Source organism: Methylomonas subterranea (assembly GCF_024505185.1).
Taxonomy (GTDB): Bacteria; Pseudomonadota; Gammaproteobacteria; order Methylococcales; family Methylomonadaceae; genus Methylomonas; species Methylomonas subterranea.
The window spans coordinates 15,953-34,505 of sequence record NZ_JANIBJ010000015.1; the positions used below are offsets into that span (position 1 = coordinate 15,953).

Below are 18,553 nucleotides of genomic sequence, written 5' to 3' on the forward strand. Positions count from 1 at the left end.
AACGTGTATTTACTGAAATTTCGCAGTCAAACTACGATTTGTTTTATGGGCTTGATGCTGGCCGTGATGCTGTCGGGTTGCGTCCCGCCGGGGCTGTATTACTGGGGCGACTACGAAACCAGTCTTTTCGAGCGCTATGTTGAAAACAATCCCCAGCATACTGATGCTTATCTGACCCAAACCCTGCTTGAGGCCGAAAAGCAACATAGAAAGGTGCCGCCGGGTGTTTATGCCGATTACGGATTTTTGCTTTACACCCGTGGCGATAAAGCCGGGGCCATTGAAAATTTTCAAAAGGAGCGCGCTTTGTACCCTGAATCACTGGCGTTGATGAATAAATTGATCGAACGGATTCAACAAAAAGAGAAAGCGTCTGAAGCCATCAGTTCTCCCTCCGTTGAACAACCAGTCACAGGAGAGCAACAGTGAGAACATTCGTCGTTATTTTGCTGGCCGGTCTGATGCAAGGTTGCATGGCTCCGCAACATGCAAATCTGGATGCCTTTTACGCGCATCAACCTCGGTCGATTGTGGTCGTGCCGGTGGTTAACGAGTCGCCGGAAGTCACGGCAAATTCCGTGTTCATCACCAGTATTACCCAGCCCTTGGCGGAGCGCGGCTACTATGTTTTTCCGGTTTATCTGACGGATATGATCTTGCGCGATTTCGGACTGGTTGAAGCGGGGCATATTCATCAATTGCCGGCCGAGCGGTTTTATGAATTGTTTGGCGCCGACGCCGTGTTATTTATCACGATCAAGGATTGGAGTACCAAATATCTTGTGCTGGCTTCCTCGGTGGTTGTATCGATGGAATATGTCTTGAAAGACACTAGAACAGGGCAAGTGTTATGGAAAAACGATCAAGGTTACGTGCACAGCTCGGGCGGTAGCGATCTGATAACAATGACTGTTTCTGCCGCCATCAATGCATTAATGACCGACTATCTACCTTTGGCGAGACAGGCCAATTTTATGGCCTTTTTACCACCTAAAGGCCTACCTGCCGGACCTTACCATCCGGAGTATCAGCAAGACAAAAGCAAGTTTTAGCTTTCGGGTATAACCAGAGTTTTTGCCCCAAATGACTGGTTTGCCAATAACAAGTAGCCATTCAAAAGAGCATTTTAAAGTCGCAAAGCAGCCGAATCTGCGATTTAGCATATCTTCATAGCAGACGTTCACATCTTCATGGCTACGGCGAAGCCGAAGTCGCAGCCGCAAGTGTTGTCGTAAAGACCGCCATACGTTGAACGGCAGGTAACCGAAAACCCTTAACAATTCTCCAGCGTTCAAAATCCGGCGGGGTTTGTATCTAAATCGGCGGCGGTTTTGATCTGAATACGCCGTTAATCGACCTCCCGCCTTCCTTTTTTATCATTTTGCAAGCACGTAACCCTTTGATAAAAATAATTTTTCGTTCGCCTTAGAAATTCTTGTTCCTGTCTTACCTTTCCGGAAGCGCCCGCCGCCCGCGCCGGCCAATCTACTCCCGCCAGTCATCAATTTAAGGGAGCAACACCATGATCATGCTATCGATACAGCCGCGGCGAGCGCTCGAACCGGCGCGGCTTTTCATCCACGTTCAACAGCAAAAATGGGGGCGGCCATGCATATTCTGTTGACCGGCGCCACCGGTTTCATCGGCAACGCGATATTGCGCGCCTTGCTGCGGCAAGGCCACCAAGTCAGCGCCTCTTGCCGCCGACCCGACCGCCTGCCGATCGCCAGCCCCGACATTACACCTTTGCCTGTCGATTTCACGTCGGCGGACAGCGAGGACTATTGGCTGCCGCATTTGAACGGCGTAGATGCTATCGTCAATTGCGTGGGGATCATCGCGGAAAGCGGGGGGACTTCGTTTGCCCAATTGCACGCACGTGCGCCCGCCGCCTTGTTCCGGGCCGGCGCCCAAGCCGGCGTTAAGAAAATCGTGGAACTCTCGGCGCTGGGCGCCGACGGGCACGCCGAATCCGCCTACCATTTGAGTAAAAAAGCCGCCGACGACACGTTGCGCGGCTTGCCGCTGGATTGGTTTGTGTTGCAGCCGTCCATCGTCTACGGCGATGGCGCGCAAAGCGGCGGTTTGTTTAATGCCTTGGCGGCATTGCCGGTGCATCTGCTACCGGAGGGCGGCCGCCAGTTGTTGCAACCCATACAGGTGGACGATGTGGCCGCCGCCGTGTGCCGCTGCCTCGACCCGGCTGTCGGCGGGCAAAAAACCGTGGCCTTGGTGGGCCCCTCGCCCATTGCCTACGCCGATTGGCTGCAAGCGCTGAGACGCCGCCTGGGCAAACCGCCGGCGCCATCCTTTTCCATTCCCTACAGTTGCGCCCTGTCCGCAGCGGGCTTGGGTAAATGGCTGGGCGAACCGATCTTGAACAAGGACAACATCGCCATGCTGAGCCGGGGCAATAGCGCCGCTTCGGGGCCTGTCGCGGAATTATTGGGGCGTCCGCCGCTGAGCATGGCGTCGCAACTGTTCGAAAAGCCGGCCAGTCAGGCGGAACGTTGGCACGCGGGTTTGTATTTCCTCAGACCCTTGCTGTGCCTGAGCATCGCCCTGGTCTGGCTGTGGAGCGGCATCACCTCGCTGCTGTTTTATCCTCACGAACTCAGCTATCAATTGCTGGCCGACACCGGCATAACCGGTATCGGCGCGCCGCTGACCTTGTACGGACTGGCGGCGCTGGACATCGTTTTGGGGCTGGCGACCCTGGCGCGCTTTCATTCAAGTCGTCTGATGCTCTGGCAATTTTGGCTCGTACTGGCTTACAGCGTCGTAGTGGCCCTGCGCCTGCCGGAATTCGTGTTTCACCCGTTCGGGCCCTTGCTGAAAAATATCCCGTTTTTAATCTGTCTGTTGATTTACAGACAGCTGGAAGGAGAAAAGCCATGATGTATTTAAGCTTGAAATTGATCCACATCCTCAGTGCCATCGTCCTGTTCGGCCTGGGCTCAGGCACGGTGTTTTACAAAGTCATGACCGATAAAAGCCGCGACCATGCGGCAATCGCGGTAACCAGCAAGCATGTGGTGCTGGCCGATTGGTGGTTTACCACACCCACCGTCATTATCCAGCCCTTGACCGGCATACTGCTGGCCGACCAATTGTCGGCTTCCTTCGGCGACGGCTGGTTGTGGTGGACGGTGGTGCTGTATTTGTTGACCGGCTTGTGCTGGCTGCCGGTGGTGGTGTTGCAAATCCGCATGCGCGACATCGCCGCCGATTCCCTGGCTCAGGGCCGCCCCTTGCCTTATCTTTACAGCTATTATTCGAAAATATGGTTGTGGCTGGGCGTGCCGGCTTTTTTCGGCATGATAGGCATCACCACGTTGATGATTTTCCACAATTCGCTCTGGAGCTAAGCCATGCCTATTTCACTAATGGAACGAGTATTGGGCGAAGACTGGCATAAACTGCCGGCCGTCATTCAACGGCATTATCAAATCAACGGTGGAGAACAAAGCCGCCTGCAAGGCAGGATGGAGATTGCTTATCCAGGCTATCTGTATCCGCTGGTCTGGCTGATACACCTGTTCGGCGGCCTGATACTTTGGCGCGGCCCGGCGGTACTGGCTGAAGTCGACAAAGGCGCCGACGGCGGGATATTGCACTGGCAAAGAACGATGACCTATCCGGACGGCAAAAGCGATTATTTCCGCTCGCAAATGCATTTTACGGCGGCGCATGAATTGATCGAAACCATAGGCTTCGGCTTCGGTTTGTGCCTGAAGGTGGAGGTTTGCAACGGCGACTTGCTCTACCATAGCCAAGGCCATTTCTGGCAATGTGGCAAATTCCGCTTAAACATTCCGGACTGCTTGCTGCTGGGCTCGGCCAGCATCCGCGAACAGGCGCTGTCCGAACACGAGTTTTATCTGGACTTTACGATCCGGCACCCGCTATGGGGCGAAACCTATGCTTACCGGGGAAATTTTCATTACCCCGACCGGCCAATTAGTGGCGTTGATTGCCTTCAACGCGACAATTAGGGATCATAGACGAATCCACGGTTAACGATTTGTATATGGCTCGGTGTGTAATAACAATATGAACGGAGAACTTAAACACCCGGATAGCCGGTTCGCCGTCTATGCCCTGGGCCTGCTTCTGTTCGCCGCCGCGCTGTGGCTGATTCTTTCGCTTGGCGCGGTGGACCAAGCCAGTCTTAGCTCCCCGGCTAGCGGTACCGCCGCTACCGCCAGCAACCCGAGCGCGGGGCTTTTTCAGAATCTGCGCAGCCCGCTGGCTGTTTTGCTGCTGCAAATTTTGGCGATTATCGCCCTTACCCGCTGCTGCGCAAAAATCATGCGGCTACTGCGCCAGCCCGAAGTCATAGGCGAAGTGATAGGCGGCATACTGCTCGGCCCGTCGGTACTGGGCCTGTTCTGGCCCGATGCCGCCGCCTTGCTATTTCCACCGACTTCGCTAGCCAATCTGGGCCTGTTGAGCCAAATCGGCCTGATCCTGTTCATGTTCGTCATCGGCATGGAACTGGATACCGAAGTGCTGAGCAAAAAAGCCCGTTCGGCCGTCATCATCTCGCATGCGAGCATCATCCTGCCCTTCCTGCTGGGTTCGCTGCTCTCGCTCGCGCTATACCAAAATTATGCGCCGGCCGGCATCGCTTTTACCCCATTCTGTCTGTTCATGGGCATCGCGATGAGCATCACGGCTTTTCCGGTTTTGGCCAGAATGCTGCATGAACGCGGCTTAAGCCGATCCCCGCTGGGCACCGTGGTGCTGACTTGCGCCGCGGTCGACGATTTGACCGCCTGGTGCGGCCTGGCCGTGGTGGCGGCTGTTTCCCAACAGGGCGCAATCACCAACGCCTTGATGACGGCCGGACTCTGCGGCTTGCATATTGCGCTGATGCTGCTTGTCATCCGGCCGTTGCTGAGTCGCTGGATATCCGGCCGCGCCGGCAACGCAAAGCTTTGCGGCAAGGGCGTGGTAGCGGCAACTTTGGGCACGGCATTTTTTTCCGCCTTGTTGACGGAAGCCATCGGCATACACGCGCTGTTCGGCGCCTTTCTGGCCGGCGTCGTCGTTCCCAAGAACACGGCGTTCCGCGAGGCACTGGCGGTCCGCATCGAAAGTTTCAGCACCATCGTTCTGCTGCCGCTGTTTTTTGCCCTCAGCGGCCTGCGCACGCAAATTGGCCTGCTCGACGACAGCGACTCCTGGTTAGTCTGCGGCGCCATCATTCTGGTGGCGATTAGCGGAAAATTCCTGGGCAGCGCCGCCGCCGCGCGCTGGTCCGGCTCCACGTGGCGCGAATCGCTGGCGATAGGAGCGCTGATGAATACCCGCGGACTGGTAGAGCTCGTCGCCCTGAATATCGGCTACGATCTGGGCATCATCACCCCGACCATATTTACGATGATGGTAATGATGGCGCTGCTTACCACCTTGATGACCGGCCCCCTGCTGGGCATCCTGGTGCCGGACTCGCAAAAAAACGCCGGCCCCGCATAGCCGGGCAAGGTACGCAGTGCGTACCCTACATCCACCGCCATGCGCCAAAGCCTTTGAATGCCGCGTTATGGCCGAACTTCGCCGGTTTAACGGCAAGGCGGTGGACTATATGCAGGCCACGCCCGCAATCGCCAATTTCGCTCAATACGGCCACACCCACTGATCCACCGCCGGCAAATCGGCGCCGAATTCATAGGCATGATTGCGGCATTCGATCTGCATGTCGCGCATTCTTTCCTTAACGTGGGCACCGGCCACTCTCAACGCCGGCACCCGGTCTATGGCATCTATCACCAGGCTGAAACGGTCGATTTCGTTTTGAATGGCCAATTCCAGCGGCGTGTTGATGCTGCCTTTTTCCTTGTAGCCGCGCACATGCAGGTTTTTGTGGTTGTTGCGCCGGTAGGCCAAGCGGTGGATCAGCCAGGGATAGCCGTGGAAATTGAACAGTATCGGTTTGTCCAGGGTAAACAGGCTGTCGAAATCCTTGTCCGACAGGCCGTGCGGGTGTTCTCCCGCCGGGCTCAGCTTGTACAAGTCCACCACGTTGACGAAGCGTACCTTCAGGTCCGGAAAATATTCCCGCAGCATCACCGTTGCCGCCAGGGCTTCCTTGGTGGGAATGTCGCCGGCGCTGGCCATCACCAAATCCGGCTCGGCGCCGTTGTCGTTGCTGGCCCATTCCCAAATGCCTATACCCTTGGTGCAATGCTTGATCGCCGCATCCATGTCCAAAAATTGCAGATGCTTCTGTTTATCGCAGACGATGACATTGATGTAATTGGTGCTTTGCAGACAGTGATCGCTGACCGCCAGCAGGGTATTCACATCGGGCGGCAGATAGATGCGGGTTACCGCCGGGCTTTTATTTACCACCAGATCCAGAAAACCCGGATCCTGGTGGGTAAAGCCATTGTGGTCCTGCCGCCAGACCGTGGAGGTAATCAACAAATTCAACGACGATACCGGCGCCCGCCACGGCACGTCCTTGGACATGGCCAGCCATTTGGCGTGCTGATTGAACATGGAGTCGATCACATGCACAAAGGCTTCGTAAGTCGAGAAGAAACCGTGCCGACCGGTCAGCAGATAACCTTCCAGCCAGCCTTCCAGGGTATGTTCGGACAACATTTCCATCACCCTGCCATCGGGCGCCAGTTCGCCGCCGTCGGCATCTTCCGGCAGATAATCGGCCAGCCAGGTTTTCTTGCTGGCCTGATAAACGTCGTCCAGTTTGTTGGAACTGTTTTCATCCGGGCCGAATACCCGAAAATTCTGCATGTTTTGCCGCATGATGTCGCGCAAAAACTTGCCCAGCGGCCTGGTATTTTCGGCGCTGGCGGTGCCGGGCTTGGCGACCTCGATGCCGTAGTCCCGAAAATCAGGCATCCGCAGCGCCTTGCGCAAGCGGCCGCCGTTGGCGTGCGGATTGGCGCTCATTCGACGCGGGCCCTTGGGAGCCAGGGCCTTCAGCTCGGGCAACAGGCCGCCGTTGGCGTCGAACAATTCTTCCGGCCGGTAAGCGCGCAGCCAGGCTTCCAACTGGGCCAGATGGGCGGGATTTTCCCGCACCCCGCTCAACGGCACTTGATGAGAACGCCAAAAACCTTCCACTTTGCGGCCATCCACTTCCTTGGGGCCGGTCCAGCCCTTGGGCGAACGCAATACTATCATCGGCCAACGCGGCCGCGCCGCCTTGCCGCTGCCGCGCGCCTCGTCCTGGATGCGGCGTATCTCCAACACGCAGGCTTCCATGGCCGCCGCCATTTTGGCGTGCATCTGCATGGGATCGCTGCCTTCCACAAAAAACGGCTGCCAGCCGTAGCCCTTGAATAAATTCTCCAGCTCTTCATGGCTGATGCGCGACAGCAACGTGGGGTTGTTGATCTTGTAGCCGTTGAGATGCAGTATCGGCAACACGGCGCCGTCGCGAATAGGATTGAGGAATTTATTGGAATGCCAGGAAGTGGCCAAGGGCGCGGTTTCGGACTCGCCGTCGCCGACCACGACCGCCACCAGCAAATCCGGGTTATCGTAGGCGGCGCCGAACGCGTGGCTTATGCTATAACCCAATTCGCCGCCCTCGTGGATGGAGCCCGGGGTTTCCGGCGTGCAGTGGCTGCCGATACCGCCCGGAAAGGAAAATTCCTTAAAAAAATTCAACAGCCCTTCTTCGTCTTCGCTTTTGTTGGGATAAATCTCGCTGTAGGTACCCTCCAGATAGACCGGCGCCAACACGCCAGGCGCGCCGTGGCCGGGTCCGGCCAGAAAAATCGCGTTCAAATCGTACTTGGCGATCAGGCGGTTGAGGTGAATGTAAGTAAAACTGAGGCCGGGACTGGCTCCCCAGTGCCCCAGCAGCCGCTGTTTGATGTGCTCGGGCTTCAACGGTTGTTTCAACAAGGGGTTATCCCGCAAATAGATCATACCGGCGGCCAGATAATTGCAGGCTCGCCAATAGGCATTCAAGGCTTCGGTTTCTTGCACGGAAAGGGGCGCATTTGTCATATCGGGCATCCTCGGTCGAAAAAACAATTCACGGGTAATCGCATTTATGAGTTGGCAAGCGTTCCGCTTGCCGCTTCGGAAGTTTCTAGGTCCGCGCTTGCTTGAGCCGAAAAACCCAACAGCCAGCGGCTGCAGATCAGCATCAAAGGTAGCGCCGCGGCCGTTATCCATAACAGGGTTTGTAGCGTCAGTCGACTGGCGCTGCTGTCCCAAATCGTCAAGGAACTGTTAAGGGAAATATTGGATGGCAACAAAAAGGGAAATATCGAGACACCGAAGGTCAGTACCGTCATGGTGACGCACAGCGAGCCTGCAATCATGGCGAAATAGGTTTTATCCCGCTTGGAGAGTATGACGGCGGCAATCGCGGCCAAGAAAGCCAGCACCGGCACACTCCACAGCAAGGGCTCATGTTCGTAATTATCCAGCCACAAACCCTCCCCGCGCTTGACGAACTTGCTCAGGGGGTTGGATGGGCCGTTTGGCAGAATATCGGATGTGATGTGGTAGCCCTCCAAATGGGTGATCCACAGGCCGGAAGCCGCGAAGAACAACAAAAAAGCCACGCCGGCGCGCATAACCATTACCTTGGCTTGCGTTTGCAGTTCATCGCCGGTCCCGAGCTGCAGAAACAGCGCGCCGTACATTGCCAGCAATGTCACGCAGGCCGCTGCCACCAACAGCGAAAACGGATTGAACAGGCCGGCAAAATCGCCCAAAAACAGGATGCGCATGTCGCTATCCAAATGGAACGGGATGCCTTTTAACAGATTGCCAATCGACAAGCCGAACAAACTGGCGGGTACCAGTGCGCCGGCGGCCAAAATTTTATGGGTATGGCGGTACCAGGCGGCCCGCGTGCAATCGGCCCGGAAATACAGGGCCAGCGGCCGCAATAATAATGTCAGCAAGGTCGGCAACAAAAGCGGATATAAACTTGCCAGGGCCACCGCGTAGACACCGGGCCACGCCGCAAACAAAACCGCCACCATCACCACCAACCAGGCCAGATTTCCCATGCTGGCCGGCACTATGCCGCCGATCAACCGTCCGCGGTCCCGTTCAACCGTGCCCAGTACCGGCAACAACAGGATCACGCCCAGCGTGAGTCCTTCGCACAGCGCCAGCCCCAGCACGATCAAACCCAGCAGGACCCACCAAATCAAACGCAAACTTTCCAGATCCAGTGCCATATCAAACTCCCGCCTGACTGAGGTTGGGGTTTTGCAAGGCTTGCCGCAGCAGATACAGACCCACCGCCAATAAGGCCGCGTAGGCCAAGCCATAACCCAAGGCGCTGATGACCAACTGCGACACCGACAGGGAAGACACGCTCATAAAGGTCGGCAACAGGCCGGCAACCGCCCAGGGCTGCTTGCCGGCTTCGGCCACAAACCAACCGGCCATGCATGCCAACCAGGGCAAGGGAGCCAGATACACGCTTACATTGAGCAACCAGCCCGGCACAGTTTTAAGCAGCAGCCCATAAACTCCCGCCAATACAAACCACAGCGCGATCAAAATCCCGCAGGCAACCATGAGGGCATGACTCCAACGCAGCAAGCCAGGATAGGCCGGCAGAGCCGATGCGGCGGCCATTCCGATGTGTTTGTCATTGGCCGCCAGGATGGTTTTATGAAAAGGCGTCAACAACATGGCGTAACCCAGATTGGCTTTATGCACTTCGAATTCCGCCAGTAATTCCGGCTGCCTGATGTCGTCGCGCAACACCTGCAACAATTCGTAGGCCCTGATGCCGCTACGGATCCGCGCCTCGATGTCCGGCAGCAGATTGGCCAAGGGTTCCGCCTGAATGGCCGCCCGCTTGGCTTGTTGTACCGGATGTTCGATGTCGGGCGTGGCATCGCCCAGGCCAACGGTAAGCCCTATCGCCACCACGCCAATCCCGGCGGCCCAATTGAAGCATAGTCCCGCCAGCTGCCGATGACGTTGTTGACGCAACCAATAGGCGCTGATACCCATCAAGGTCGCCATGGCGACAACATAAGCGGCCGCCACCGTGTGCAGATACTTGGCCCGGGCGGCGGCATTGCCGATCAACTGGCCGAAATCAGTCAATTCCATCCGATAGGCTTGATAGTTAAAACTGGCGGCGACCGGATTTTGCATCCAGCCATTGGCCACCAACACCCAATATGCGGATAGATTGACCGCCAAGGCCATTAGCCAAGTCAGCAGCATATGTTGGGTTCGGCCCATTTTTTCCCAACCCAGCCAATACGGTCCGAACAAAATCGCGGCTAGAAAAAAACCACTGACGGCCTCGATGGCCAAGGGCAGCGCAAAGATATCGCCGACATAATGTGAAAAATACGAACCATTCATGCCGAACTGGAATACCACGATGACACGGGTCGCCACCGCCAGCACGAAATTAATCGCGAATATCCGCCCGCAAAACCTCGCCATTTCCTTGTAAATCGGCCGTCCGGTGGCGACGTACACCGATTCCAGCAAGGCCAGCAATAACGCCAAGCCCAGGGTCAAGGGGATGAATAAAAAATGCAGCATCGCGCTTATCGCAAACTGCCAGCGCGATAGTTCGACCACGGTTTCCGAAATCATTCCAGCCTCTTGTCACTGTTACTCGTGGCGGCAATTATAGAGACATCGGTTTGCTTGACGGGGATTTTTTCGCCTGGAACGGTATTGTTCAACAGGCCCGTTGCGCGGGAAACAGGCAGCGGAAGCGACTGCCCTTGCCTTGCTGGCTATCCACTTCCAATTTGGCGTCGTGCCTGACCAGCACATGCTTGACGATCGCCAGACCCAAGCCGGTTCCCACCACCTTATGGTTACGCTTGACTTCCGCGCGATAAAAGCGCTCGGTAATGCGGGGAATATCCGCCGCGGCTATGCCCTCGCCGAAATCCTCAACCTCCAGATACACGGAGCCGTCGACCTTTTTCTGCCAAAGCACTTTCACCGGCGACGAGGCCGGCGAATATTTCAAGGCATTGACCAGCAAATTGGTGAAGGCGCTTTGCAATTCCTGGGCATCCCCTTGCAAATTGCTTTCGGTGGCGATGGTCAACTCAATGCGGCGTTCATCTTTTTCCAACAAATCGCTTTCGTGGCAAATCTGTTCCAATAAATCGCGCATGGCCACGCATTCGAACTTCTTGGCTTTGGTTTCCAACTTGGCCAGCATCAACAGGTCGTCAATCAGATGCTGCATGCGTTCGGTCTGGGCCGCCATTTTTTCAATCGACCGCGCCACACCCCTAGGCACATCATCCATTTCCAGCAAGGTTTCAAGATAACCCTTTAGCACCGTCAGCGGGGTGCGCAACTCATGCGATACATTGGCGACGAAGTCCGTCCGCATTCGCTCCATGTTTTTGATTTGGGTGACATCCTGCGCCAACAGCAAACGCAGGCCAGCCCCATAGGGCACAATGCTGATTTGCAGCATGATGCTGTCGTTGACGGGGGAATTGATGCAGATTTTTTGCTGATAGTCCCGGGCCTTCAGAAATTGCACGAACTGTGGTGCGCGAATCAGGTTGGGAATGCGCTGGCCCTTGTCCGATCTTTTCAGACCCAGTACTTCGCGCGCCGCCTTATTGGTCCACTCGATCTCGGCATACTCGCCCAACACCACCGCCGCGTCCGGCAATGCATTGGTGGAAGTGCGGAATTGATCTATCATCCGGCTGAGTTTCTTCTTGCGCTTTTTGTCGGTTTTTTTGATTTTCCACAGGTGGTAGTAAATATCGGCCCAGATACCTTTACGATCCCGGTAATCCCTGAAAGCTCCCCGCCGCAACCAACTTTCCAGTTCGTTGATGGCCATCGATTGACGGATCAATAACAACACGCTGATGCACAACAGGATCTGACTGAGATGCCCGATAAAATAACTCAACAGCAACGCCGGCAGAATCAGGGCAACGACAATCTTGATTTCTCTTTGCCATCGATCCATCAAACTCATCCCGCCATGGAAAAACGATAACCGAAGCCCCGCACGGTCTGGATCAAATCCTCCCGGTCAAATTCGGCCAACAATTTGCGCAGGCGGCGGATATGCACATCCACGGTACGCTCCTCGATATAAACGCTACGCCCCCAGACTTGGTCCAGCAAGTGGGTTCGACTGTAAACCTTGTCCGGATGGGTCATGAAAAACTGCATCAATCTAAACTCGGTGGGGCTAACATCCAGAGTTCTGCCGCCTATGGTCAGTCTGTGCTGCTCCGCGTCCAACGTCAGATCGCCCACGCTTAATTGCCCAGTATCGTTCAACTTGCCGCTGCGCCGCATGACGGCTTTGATGCGGGCCACCAACTCCTTGGGGGAAAACGGCTTGGTCATGTAATCATCGGCGCCGATTTCCAGACCGCGAATTTTATCCTCTTCCTCGCCCCGAGCCGTCAGCAATATTATCGGCAGATCCTTAAACCCGGCTTCGCGTTTCAGGCGCCTGGCCAATTCAACTCCGCTGATGCCGGGCAGCATCCAATCCAGCACCAATAAATCGACCCGGCTTTCCGCCAGCAGCCGCAAGGCCTCCTCGGCACTCGCGGCGGCTGTCACCTGGAAATCAGCCTGCTCCAGAACCATTACCAACATTTCCCTGATGGCGTCCTCATCTTCCACGACCAGGATATTTAAATTCAACATAATAATTTTTGCGTTGTAGCCTAAGCAGCCTGGGAATTTAACAATGCCATATTACCCTTTTATGACAATCACCGACCCAGGCAAAAAATGAACTCGACGCAAACTAAGGCATGCCCGTCAGATCGGCAATGGCATCCACCACCAAGCCGGTGCCTATTGTGATCATCAAAATATCGTTAGCGACTCTGACGTAGCGGTAACCGGTGGGCGGATAACCAATTTGACGAATCAGGCTGGCGGGCAAATCGTAATACACCAGATCGCGCGGCAGAGGTCGGCCCATCTCCCAGCGCTTTATCTGTCCCGGCGGCAGGCAACCATTGTTCTTTTTTGCCAAACCCGGCGGACACTTGCCGGCGCGAAACTCATGGGCATAAAAATCCCTGATGACGGCACCTTGATGCTCCATAAAACCGCCCATCTCCCGCTGTTTAGCTTGGCCGCGGTCAGCATCCTGGCGACGCTCGCGCTGATCATATTGCTCATGCCGTTTTTGCGGATGCGATTTTTGCTGCGGCTTACCGCCGCCCGCCTTATCGGGCTTTTCCGCCCATGCCGGCGCGCCAGTCATGACACCGGCAAGCAACAGGACGATAGTCCAGCCAAAGGGTTTGCGGAAATTCATCATGGCAACCTCCAAAACAACGTTAAAGCAAAAGCCTAACATTAAACGGGGTTACGCCATCGGAATTTCTTGTCTTGCCGCCAGGAAATATTGGGTATCCGAAAAAAATACGCCCGGTCCACTACCGATTGATAATGGCCGGGCGCATTTTAAGAGACAGCTCTCGCCGCTGGGTTATTTCGCGGCACGCATGCGGATATCTGTGCTGGCTTGCAACTGGTTTAACACCGCTTCGAATTGCGCCCGGCCAAAAGCTGTCGCCATGCTTTTCTCGAGCGCTGCTTGCTTGGCTTTGTCGGCCTCACTCATTTCGCCCGCCGTAACATTCGTGATGCCGGCCACGACCTTGCCACCCAGCGAGTCGTCGATAATGACCATGCTGGGTTGACCGGCCGTTGGCTTGGCGGCGCGAAAAACCGCCTGGCTGATCATGGGATCGATATCGGCGTCCGTGCGCGCCAATCCGACCACTTTTTTCACTGTCAATTGCGCATTCCGAGCCACATCGGCGATTGATTTTCCCGCCAATATCTCATCCTTGAGTTTATTGGCGGTTTCGGCCACCCGTTGCCGGGCATTTTGCTTTTGCAACGAGGCGATGACCGCACTCCTGACGTCCTTCAGCTCCTTGGTCGCCGCCGGCAGATGAGCCTTCATGCGCAGCACAATCACCTTATCGCCTTCGACTTCAACCGGCTCGCTATTTTTTCCTTTCAGAACGTCTTCGGAAAACGCGGCCAAGCGGACTTTTTCGTCGGCGGCCACATCGGCGCCGGCATTGCGGGAAAACAACGGCGTTTCCTTGACCGCAACTCCCAACAATGCGGCCGCTGCTTCCAGACTGTCCGGATTTTCATAGCTGACTTCGCCAAGCTTTTCGGCCAAGCCAGCAAATTTTGCTTCGGCCTGCGATTTTTTATAGGCCTTGGTCAACTCGGGCTTAACAGCCGCAAAAGCTTTAACCTCGCCCGGCACCAGTTCGGTCACTTTAATCAGGTGATAGCCGAATGCGGATTTTACCGGCTCGGAAACTTCGCCCAACTTCAATTGACTGGCGGCGTCTTCGAAGGCTTTCTCCATGACGCCCACATTGAACAAGCCCAAGTCGCCGCCGTTTTTGGCCGAAAGCTTGTCGTCGGATATTTCAGCGGCCAAGGCGGCAAAGTCTTTGACGGCCAGATCCTGCTTGGCCTGCAAGGCTTTCCGCAGCGCATCTTCTTCGTTGACGCCATCCTTGCCGAAGGCGAACAATATATGGCTTATTTTGCGCCGCTCGGGATTGCTGAATTGGGCTTTTTGTTCCTCATAATAGCCTTGCAACTGGTCTTCCGTGGCATCGACTTCGTCGGCCAGCGCATCCAAAGCCAATTCCACATACTGAATGGAAACCTGCTCCTCGGTTTGAAAAGCGTCTTGATGCTGCTGATAATAAGCCGAAATATCCTCTTCCGCAGGCACTTGAGCGGAATCCGACAAGGGCACCGTAATGTATTCCACATCCCGTTTTTGATTTTGAATCTTGAAAAAAGCCGCCACTTCGGCTTTGGTAACAAAGCCGCTGTCAACAACGGCGCGCTGTACCTGCTCCATCATCAGGGCTTTTTTGATTCTGCCGACGAATTCATCCGAAGACATGCCTTGCGAACCCAGCAGGGTTTGGTACTGGGTTTTATCGAACTTGCCGTCTTTTTGAAAATATTCCAGCGTTTGAATGAAATCCCGGGCCACATCGTCGGTAATCACCAGTTTTCGCTCTTGGGCATATTGCAGCAGGACTTCGTCCCTGATCAGCTTCTGCAATGCCTGCTTTTTCAGCGTGTCCTCGTCAAATTTCATGCCGGCCAGATTCTGAGCAAACTGCTGATAGGCTTGATTGATATCGCGCTGAAAAAACTCCTTGTCTCCCACGGTAATCTCGGGCGTTTCCTTGCCTCCGCCCAAATAATTCTGGATGCCCCATAAGCCAAAAAGCACGCAAATCAACGCCAAAATGATGGACGCAAATACGCCCTGCACCTTTTCTCTAATCTCTAATAGCATAAGCTCTGTCCTTAAACAGCATTTAACCTGACCAATCAGGCTTTAGATTAACACGCAAAAAAAAACCTCGAACCATTCGGCCCGAGGTTTCTGTTTTGGCGGAGCGGACGGGGCTCGAACCCGCGACCCCCGGCGTGACAGGCCGGTATTCTAACCAACTGAACTACCGCTCCTAAGTCTGGTGGGTGCTGAGGGGTTCGAACCCCCGACCCTCGCCTTGTAAGGGCGATGCTCTCCCAGCTGAGCTAAGCACCCGACTAAAGAATCGCTAGTTTACAGCATCTTTTAAAGATTTGCCAGCTTTAAATGACGGAATTTTCGCTGCCTTGATGGTAATCTCTTCGCCGGTTTGCGGATTGCGGCCCTTACGCTCCGCTCTTTCTTTGACTTCAAAGGTTCCAAAACCCACCAGAGCCACTGAATCGCCTTTTTTAAGCGCTTCTTCAACAGACTTGATAAAACCATCCAAAGCACGGCCGGCATCGGCTTTGGTCAATTGAGATGATGCGGCAATGGCATCGATCAGTTCCGATTTATTCATTTATTTCCCCTTAGGATTTGGTTTTAATAATTATGACTCAAACAAGCGGTTTTATTCGGCACTAACAGGTTCACCCCTCTCCCATCTAATCGCCGCCTTCCCGCGAGAAGGTGGGCCTTTATATCAACGGGCGGCGAGCCGTGTCAAGCATTGAAATCGCCGCATCCCACGGTTTGCACGGTTTAGAGCCCCACCAACAATCGCATCAGTGCGCCACGACCGCTTGTGTCTTGGACTCGTTTTTGGCGCCGGCGCCATCCACTCTGTCCGGGCTATCGATAACAATAGACACCGGCATTTTCTGCAACGCGATTTCCAGCACTTCATCGATCCAGCGCACGCATTTGATGGTCAAATTGCTTTTGACGTTATCGGGAATTTCCGCCAGATCCTTTTCGTTTTCATAGGGAATGACAACGGTCCGGATACCTCCGCGATGAGCGGCCAACAATTTTTCCTTCAGACCGCCTATAGGCAACACTTCGCCGCGCAAGGTGATCTCCCCAGTCATCGCCACGTCGGCCCTGACCGGGATTTTGGTTAACGCGGAAATAATCGCCGTACACATACCGATACCGGCACTCGGACCATCCTTGGGCGTGGCGCCTTCCGGCACGTGGATATGAATGTCGTTTTTTTGAAACACTTCGCTATCGATCCCCAACACATGCGACCGACTTCTAACCACCGTCACCGCCGCATCGATGGACTCCTTCATTACATCGCCCAATTTACCCGTGGCTTGCTGCTTACCCTTACCCGGCATCACGGCGGTCTCTATGGTCAGCAGTTCGCCACCTACTTCCGTCCAGGCCAGACCGGTCACTTGGCCGACTTGGTCGCTGTCCTCCGCCATGCCGTAACTGAAGCGCCTGACGCCCAGATATTTATCCAGATTTTCCTTGCCAACGGCGATCTTGCCCTTGCCCTTTTGCAACAGCAAATCCTTAACCACCTTCCGGCAGATCTTGGAAATTTCCCGCTCCAAGCTACGCACGCCGGCTTCGCGGGTGTAATAACGGATGATGTCCTTGACCGCCGCCTCGGAGATTTCGATTTCCGACTCCGCCAAGCCGTTGTTTTTTACCTGTTTGGGAATCAAAAAGCGCAAGGCGATGTTGATTTTCTCGTCCTCGGTGTAACCGGCCAAACGTATCACTTCCATCCGGTCCATCAATGGCGCCGGGATATTCATGGTATTCGCCGTCGCCACAAACATCACGTCGGACAAATCGAAATCCACTTCCAGATAATGATCGGAAAAGGTGTGATTTTGCTCGGGATCCAACACCTCCAACAAAGCGGAAGCCGGATCGCCCCGAAAATCGGCTGCCATTTTGTCGATTTCGTCCAGCAGAAACATCGGGTTGCGAGTTTTTATTTTCGACAGATTCTGCAATATCTTGCCAGGCATCGAGCCGATATAGGTCCGCCGGTGACCGCGAATTTCCGCCTCGTCCCTCACCCCGCCCAAGGCCATCCGCACGTATTTGCGATTGGTCGCCCGCGCTATCGATTGACCCAAGGAGGTTTTGCCCACGCCCGGAGGTCCGACCAAGCACAGAATCGGCCCCTTCAATTGCTTCACCCGCTGCTGCACCGCCAAGTATTCCAGAATCCGTTCCTTCACTTTTTCCAAGCCGTAGTGTTCGGATTCCAAGACCTGTTCGGCGACTTTCAAGTCGTGGCGCACCTTGGTTTTCTTTTTCCAGGGCACGTTGACCATCCAGTCGATGTAATTGCGCACCACGGTAGCTTCCGCCGACATCGGCGACATCATTTTCAGTTTGTTCAGCTCCGCCATGGCTTTGGTTTTCGCTTCGGCGGACATGCCGGCCGCTTCGATTTTCTTTTCCAGCTCCTCGACTTCATTGCTGGCTTCATCCATTTCGCCCAGTTCTTTCTGAATCGCCTTCATTTGCTCGTTCAGATAGTATTCACGCTGATTTTTTTCCATTTGCTTTTTGACCCGGCCGCGGATTTTCTTTTCCATTTCCAGGATATCCACCTCGCCTTCCATCAGCGTCATCAAGCTTTCCAAGCGCTTAGCCACATCGACCATTTCCAGCATGTTCTGTTTTTCTTCCACTTTCAGCGCCATGTGCGCGGCCATGGTATCGGCCAAGCGGCTGGGATCGTCTATGCCGGCCAGCGAATTCAATACTTCGGGCGGAATTTTGTTGTTCAGCTTTACATATTGGTCAAAGGAACTGATGGCGGTGCGCTGTAAAACTTCCAACTCCTGTTCGTCGATGTTCAATTCGTCTTCCAACTCCAGGACGCCGGCGGCGCAATAGCCCTCAAACTCCTGGTATTGAATCACCGAGCAACGCTGAGTACCTTCCACCAAAACCTTGACGGTGCCGTCCGGCAACTTGAGTAACTGCAGGATATTCGCCAAAGTCCCCACTTTATATAAGTCGTCAAACTCGGGCTCATCGATGTCCGCCTGTTTCTGGGCGATCAACAGCACCTGCTTATCCTGCTTTATCGCCGCGTCGAGCGCATCTATGGACATCCCCCGCCCGACAAAAAGCGGAATTACCATATGCGGATAGACCACCACGTCTCGTAGCGGGAGCACGGGTATCAGTTCGTCTTTACTTTTTACGTGAGTCATATCAATTGTATCCTGTGGCCGGAAAGCGAAATTGTGCTTAATCCTATATGAGGACGCGCGGATAGAAAACAAGTATCTTTGAAAATAAGCC

15 protein-coding genes and 2 tRNA genes are annotated in these 18,553 nt (G+C 54.8%); 6 read left to right on the plus strand and 11 right to left on the minus strand.

The window, feature by feature from the left end:
* The first annotated feature begins 3 nt into the window (after positions 1-3).
* The 6 genes from NP590_RS09465 to NP590_RS09490 all read left to right on the plus strand — a co-directional run bounded on the left by NP590_RS09465 (position 4) and on the right by NP590_RS09490 (position 5,481).
* Positions 4-429, plus strand: coding sequence for a DUF4810 domain-containing protein (locus NP590_RS09465; RefSeq protein ID WP_256602127.1), 426 nt, complete (start codon positions 4-6; stop codon positions 427-429).
* Positions 426-1,052: a DUF799 domain-containing protein gene (locus tag NP590_RS09470; protein WP_256602128.1), complete on the plus strand. Its 627-nt coding sequence runs from the start codon at positions 426-428 to the stop codon at positions 1,050-1,052. The genes NP590_RS09465 and NP590_RS09470 overlap by 4 nt, the downstream gene beginning before the upstream one ends.
* Before the next feature lie 556 nt (positions 1,053-1,608).
* On the plus strand, positions 1,609-2,898 hold the full coding sequence (locus tag NP590_RS09475) for an NAD(P)H-binding protein (RefSeq protein ID WP_256602129.1): 1,290 nt from the start codon (positions 1,609-1,611) through the stop codon (positions 2,896-2,898).
* Positions 2,895-3,368, plus strand: coding sequence for a DUF2269 family protein (locus NP590_RS09480; protein WP_256602131.1), 474 nt, complete (start codon positions 2,895-2,897; stop codon positions 3,366-3,368). The genes NP590_RS09475 and NP590_RS09480 overlap by 4 nt, the downstream gene beginning before the upstream one ends.
* Positions 3,369-3,371: 3 nt before the next feature.
* The gene (locus NP590_RS09485; RefSeq protein ID WP_256602133.1) at positions 3,372-3,995 is read left to right on the plus strand and encodes a DUF4166 domain-containing protein; all 624 of its coding nucleotides are present in this window, start codon (positions 3,372-3,374) and stop codon (positions 3,993-3,995) included.
* Between the two features lie 58 nt (positions 3,996-4,053).
* The gene (locus tag NP590_RS09490) at positions 4,054-5,481 is read left to right on the plus strand and encodes a cation:proton antiporter (protein WP_256602136.1); all 1,428 of its coding nucleotides are present in this window, start codon (positions 4,054-4,056) and stop codon (positions 5,479-5,481) included.
* Between the two features lie 141 nt (positions 5,482-5,622).
* On the opposite strand, the gene NP590_RS09495 is transcribed toward NP590_RS09490, so the two are convergent.
* From NP590_RS09495 to lon, 11 genes are all read right to left on the minus strand, one after another.
* On the minus strand, positions 5,623-7,989 hold the full coding sequence (locus NP590_RS09495; protein ID WP_256602137.1) for a phosphoketolase family protein: 2,367 nt from the start codon (positions 7,987-7,989) through the stop codon (positions 5,623-5,625).
* 44 nt (positions 7,990-8,033) lie between these two features.
* The gene (gene cydB / locus NP590_RS09500; protein WP_256602138.1) at positions 8,034-9,182 is read right to left on the minus strand and encodes a cytochrome d ubiquinol oxidase subunit II; all 1,149 of its coding nucleotides are present in this window, start codon (positions 9,180-9,182) and stop codon (positions 8,034-8,036) included.
* 1 nt (position 9,183) lies between these two features.
* On the minus strand, positions 9,184-10,575 hold the full coding sequence (locus NP590_RS09505; RefSeq protein WP_256602139.1) for a cytochrome ubiquinol oxidase subunit I: 1,392 nt from the start codon (positions 10,573-10,575) through the stop codon (positions 9,184-9,186).
* A gap of 88 nt (positions 10,576-10,663) precedes the next feature.
* Positions 10,664-11,938 carry a phosphate regulon sensor histidine kinase PhoR gene (gene phoR / locus NP590_RS09510; protein WP_256602140.1) on the minus strand — a complete coding sequence of 425 codons (1,275 nt, stop codon included), beginning with the start codon at positions 11,936-11,938 and terminating at the stop codon, positions 10,664-10,666.
* Positions 11,939-11,943: 5 nt separating this feature from the next.
* On the minus strand, positions 11,944-12,636 hold the full coding sequence (gene phoB / locus NP590_RS09515) for a phosphate regulon transcriptional regulator PhoB (protein ID WP_256602141.1): 693 nt from the start codon (positions 12,634-12,636) through the stop codon (positions 11,944-11,946).
* A gap of 103 nt (positions 12,637-12,739) precedes the next feature.
* A complete protein-coding gene (locus NP590_RS09520) occupies positions 12,740-13,264 on the minus strand; it encodes an RcnB family protein (RefSeq protein WP_256602142.1) in 525 nt (174 codons plus the stop codon).
* 171 nt (positions 13,265-13,435) lie between these two features.
* On the minus strand, positions 13,436-15,301 hold the full coding sequence (locus NP590_RS09525; protein WP_256602143.1) for a SurA N-terminal domain-containing protein: 1,866 nt from the start codon (positions 15,299-15,301) through the stop codon (positions 13,436-13,438).
* Between the two features lie 96 nt (positions 15,302-15,397).
* A tRNA-Asp gene (locus NP590_RS09530) sits at positions 15,398-15,474 on the minus strand.
* A 6-nt stretch (positions 15,475-15,480) separates the two neighbouring features.
* A tRNA-Val gene (locus tag NP590_RS09535) sits at positions 15,481-15,556 on the minus strand.
* 13 nt (positions 15,557-15,569) lie between these two features.
* Positions 15,570-15,842: a non-specific DNA-binding protein Hbs gene (hbs, locus tag NP590_RS09540; protein ID WP_256602144.1), complete on the minus strand. Its 273-nt coding sequence runs from the start codon at positions 15,840-15,842 to the stop codon at positions 15,570-15,572.
* Positions 15,843-16,047: 205 nt separating this feature from the next.
* Positions 16,048-18,462, minus strand: a complete 2,415-nt coding sequence (lon, locus tag NP590_RS09545) for an endopeptidase La (RefSeq protein WP_256602145.1) — start codon at positions 18,460-18,462, stop codon at positions 16,048-16,050.
* Positions 18,463-18,553: the final 91 nt, after the last annotated feature.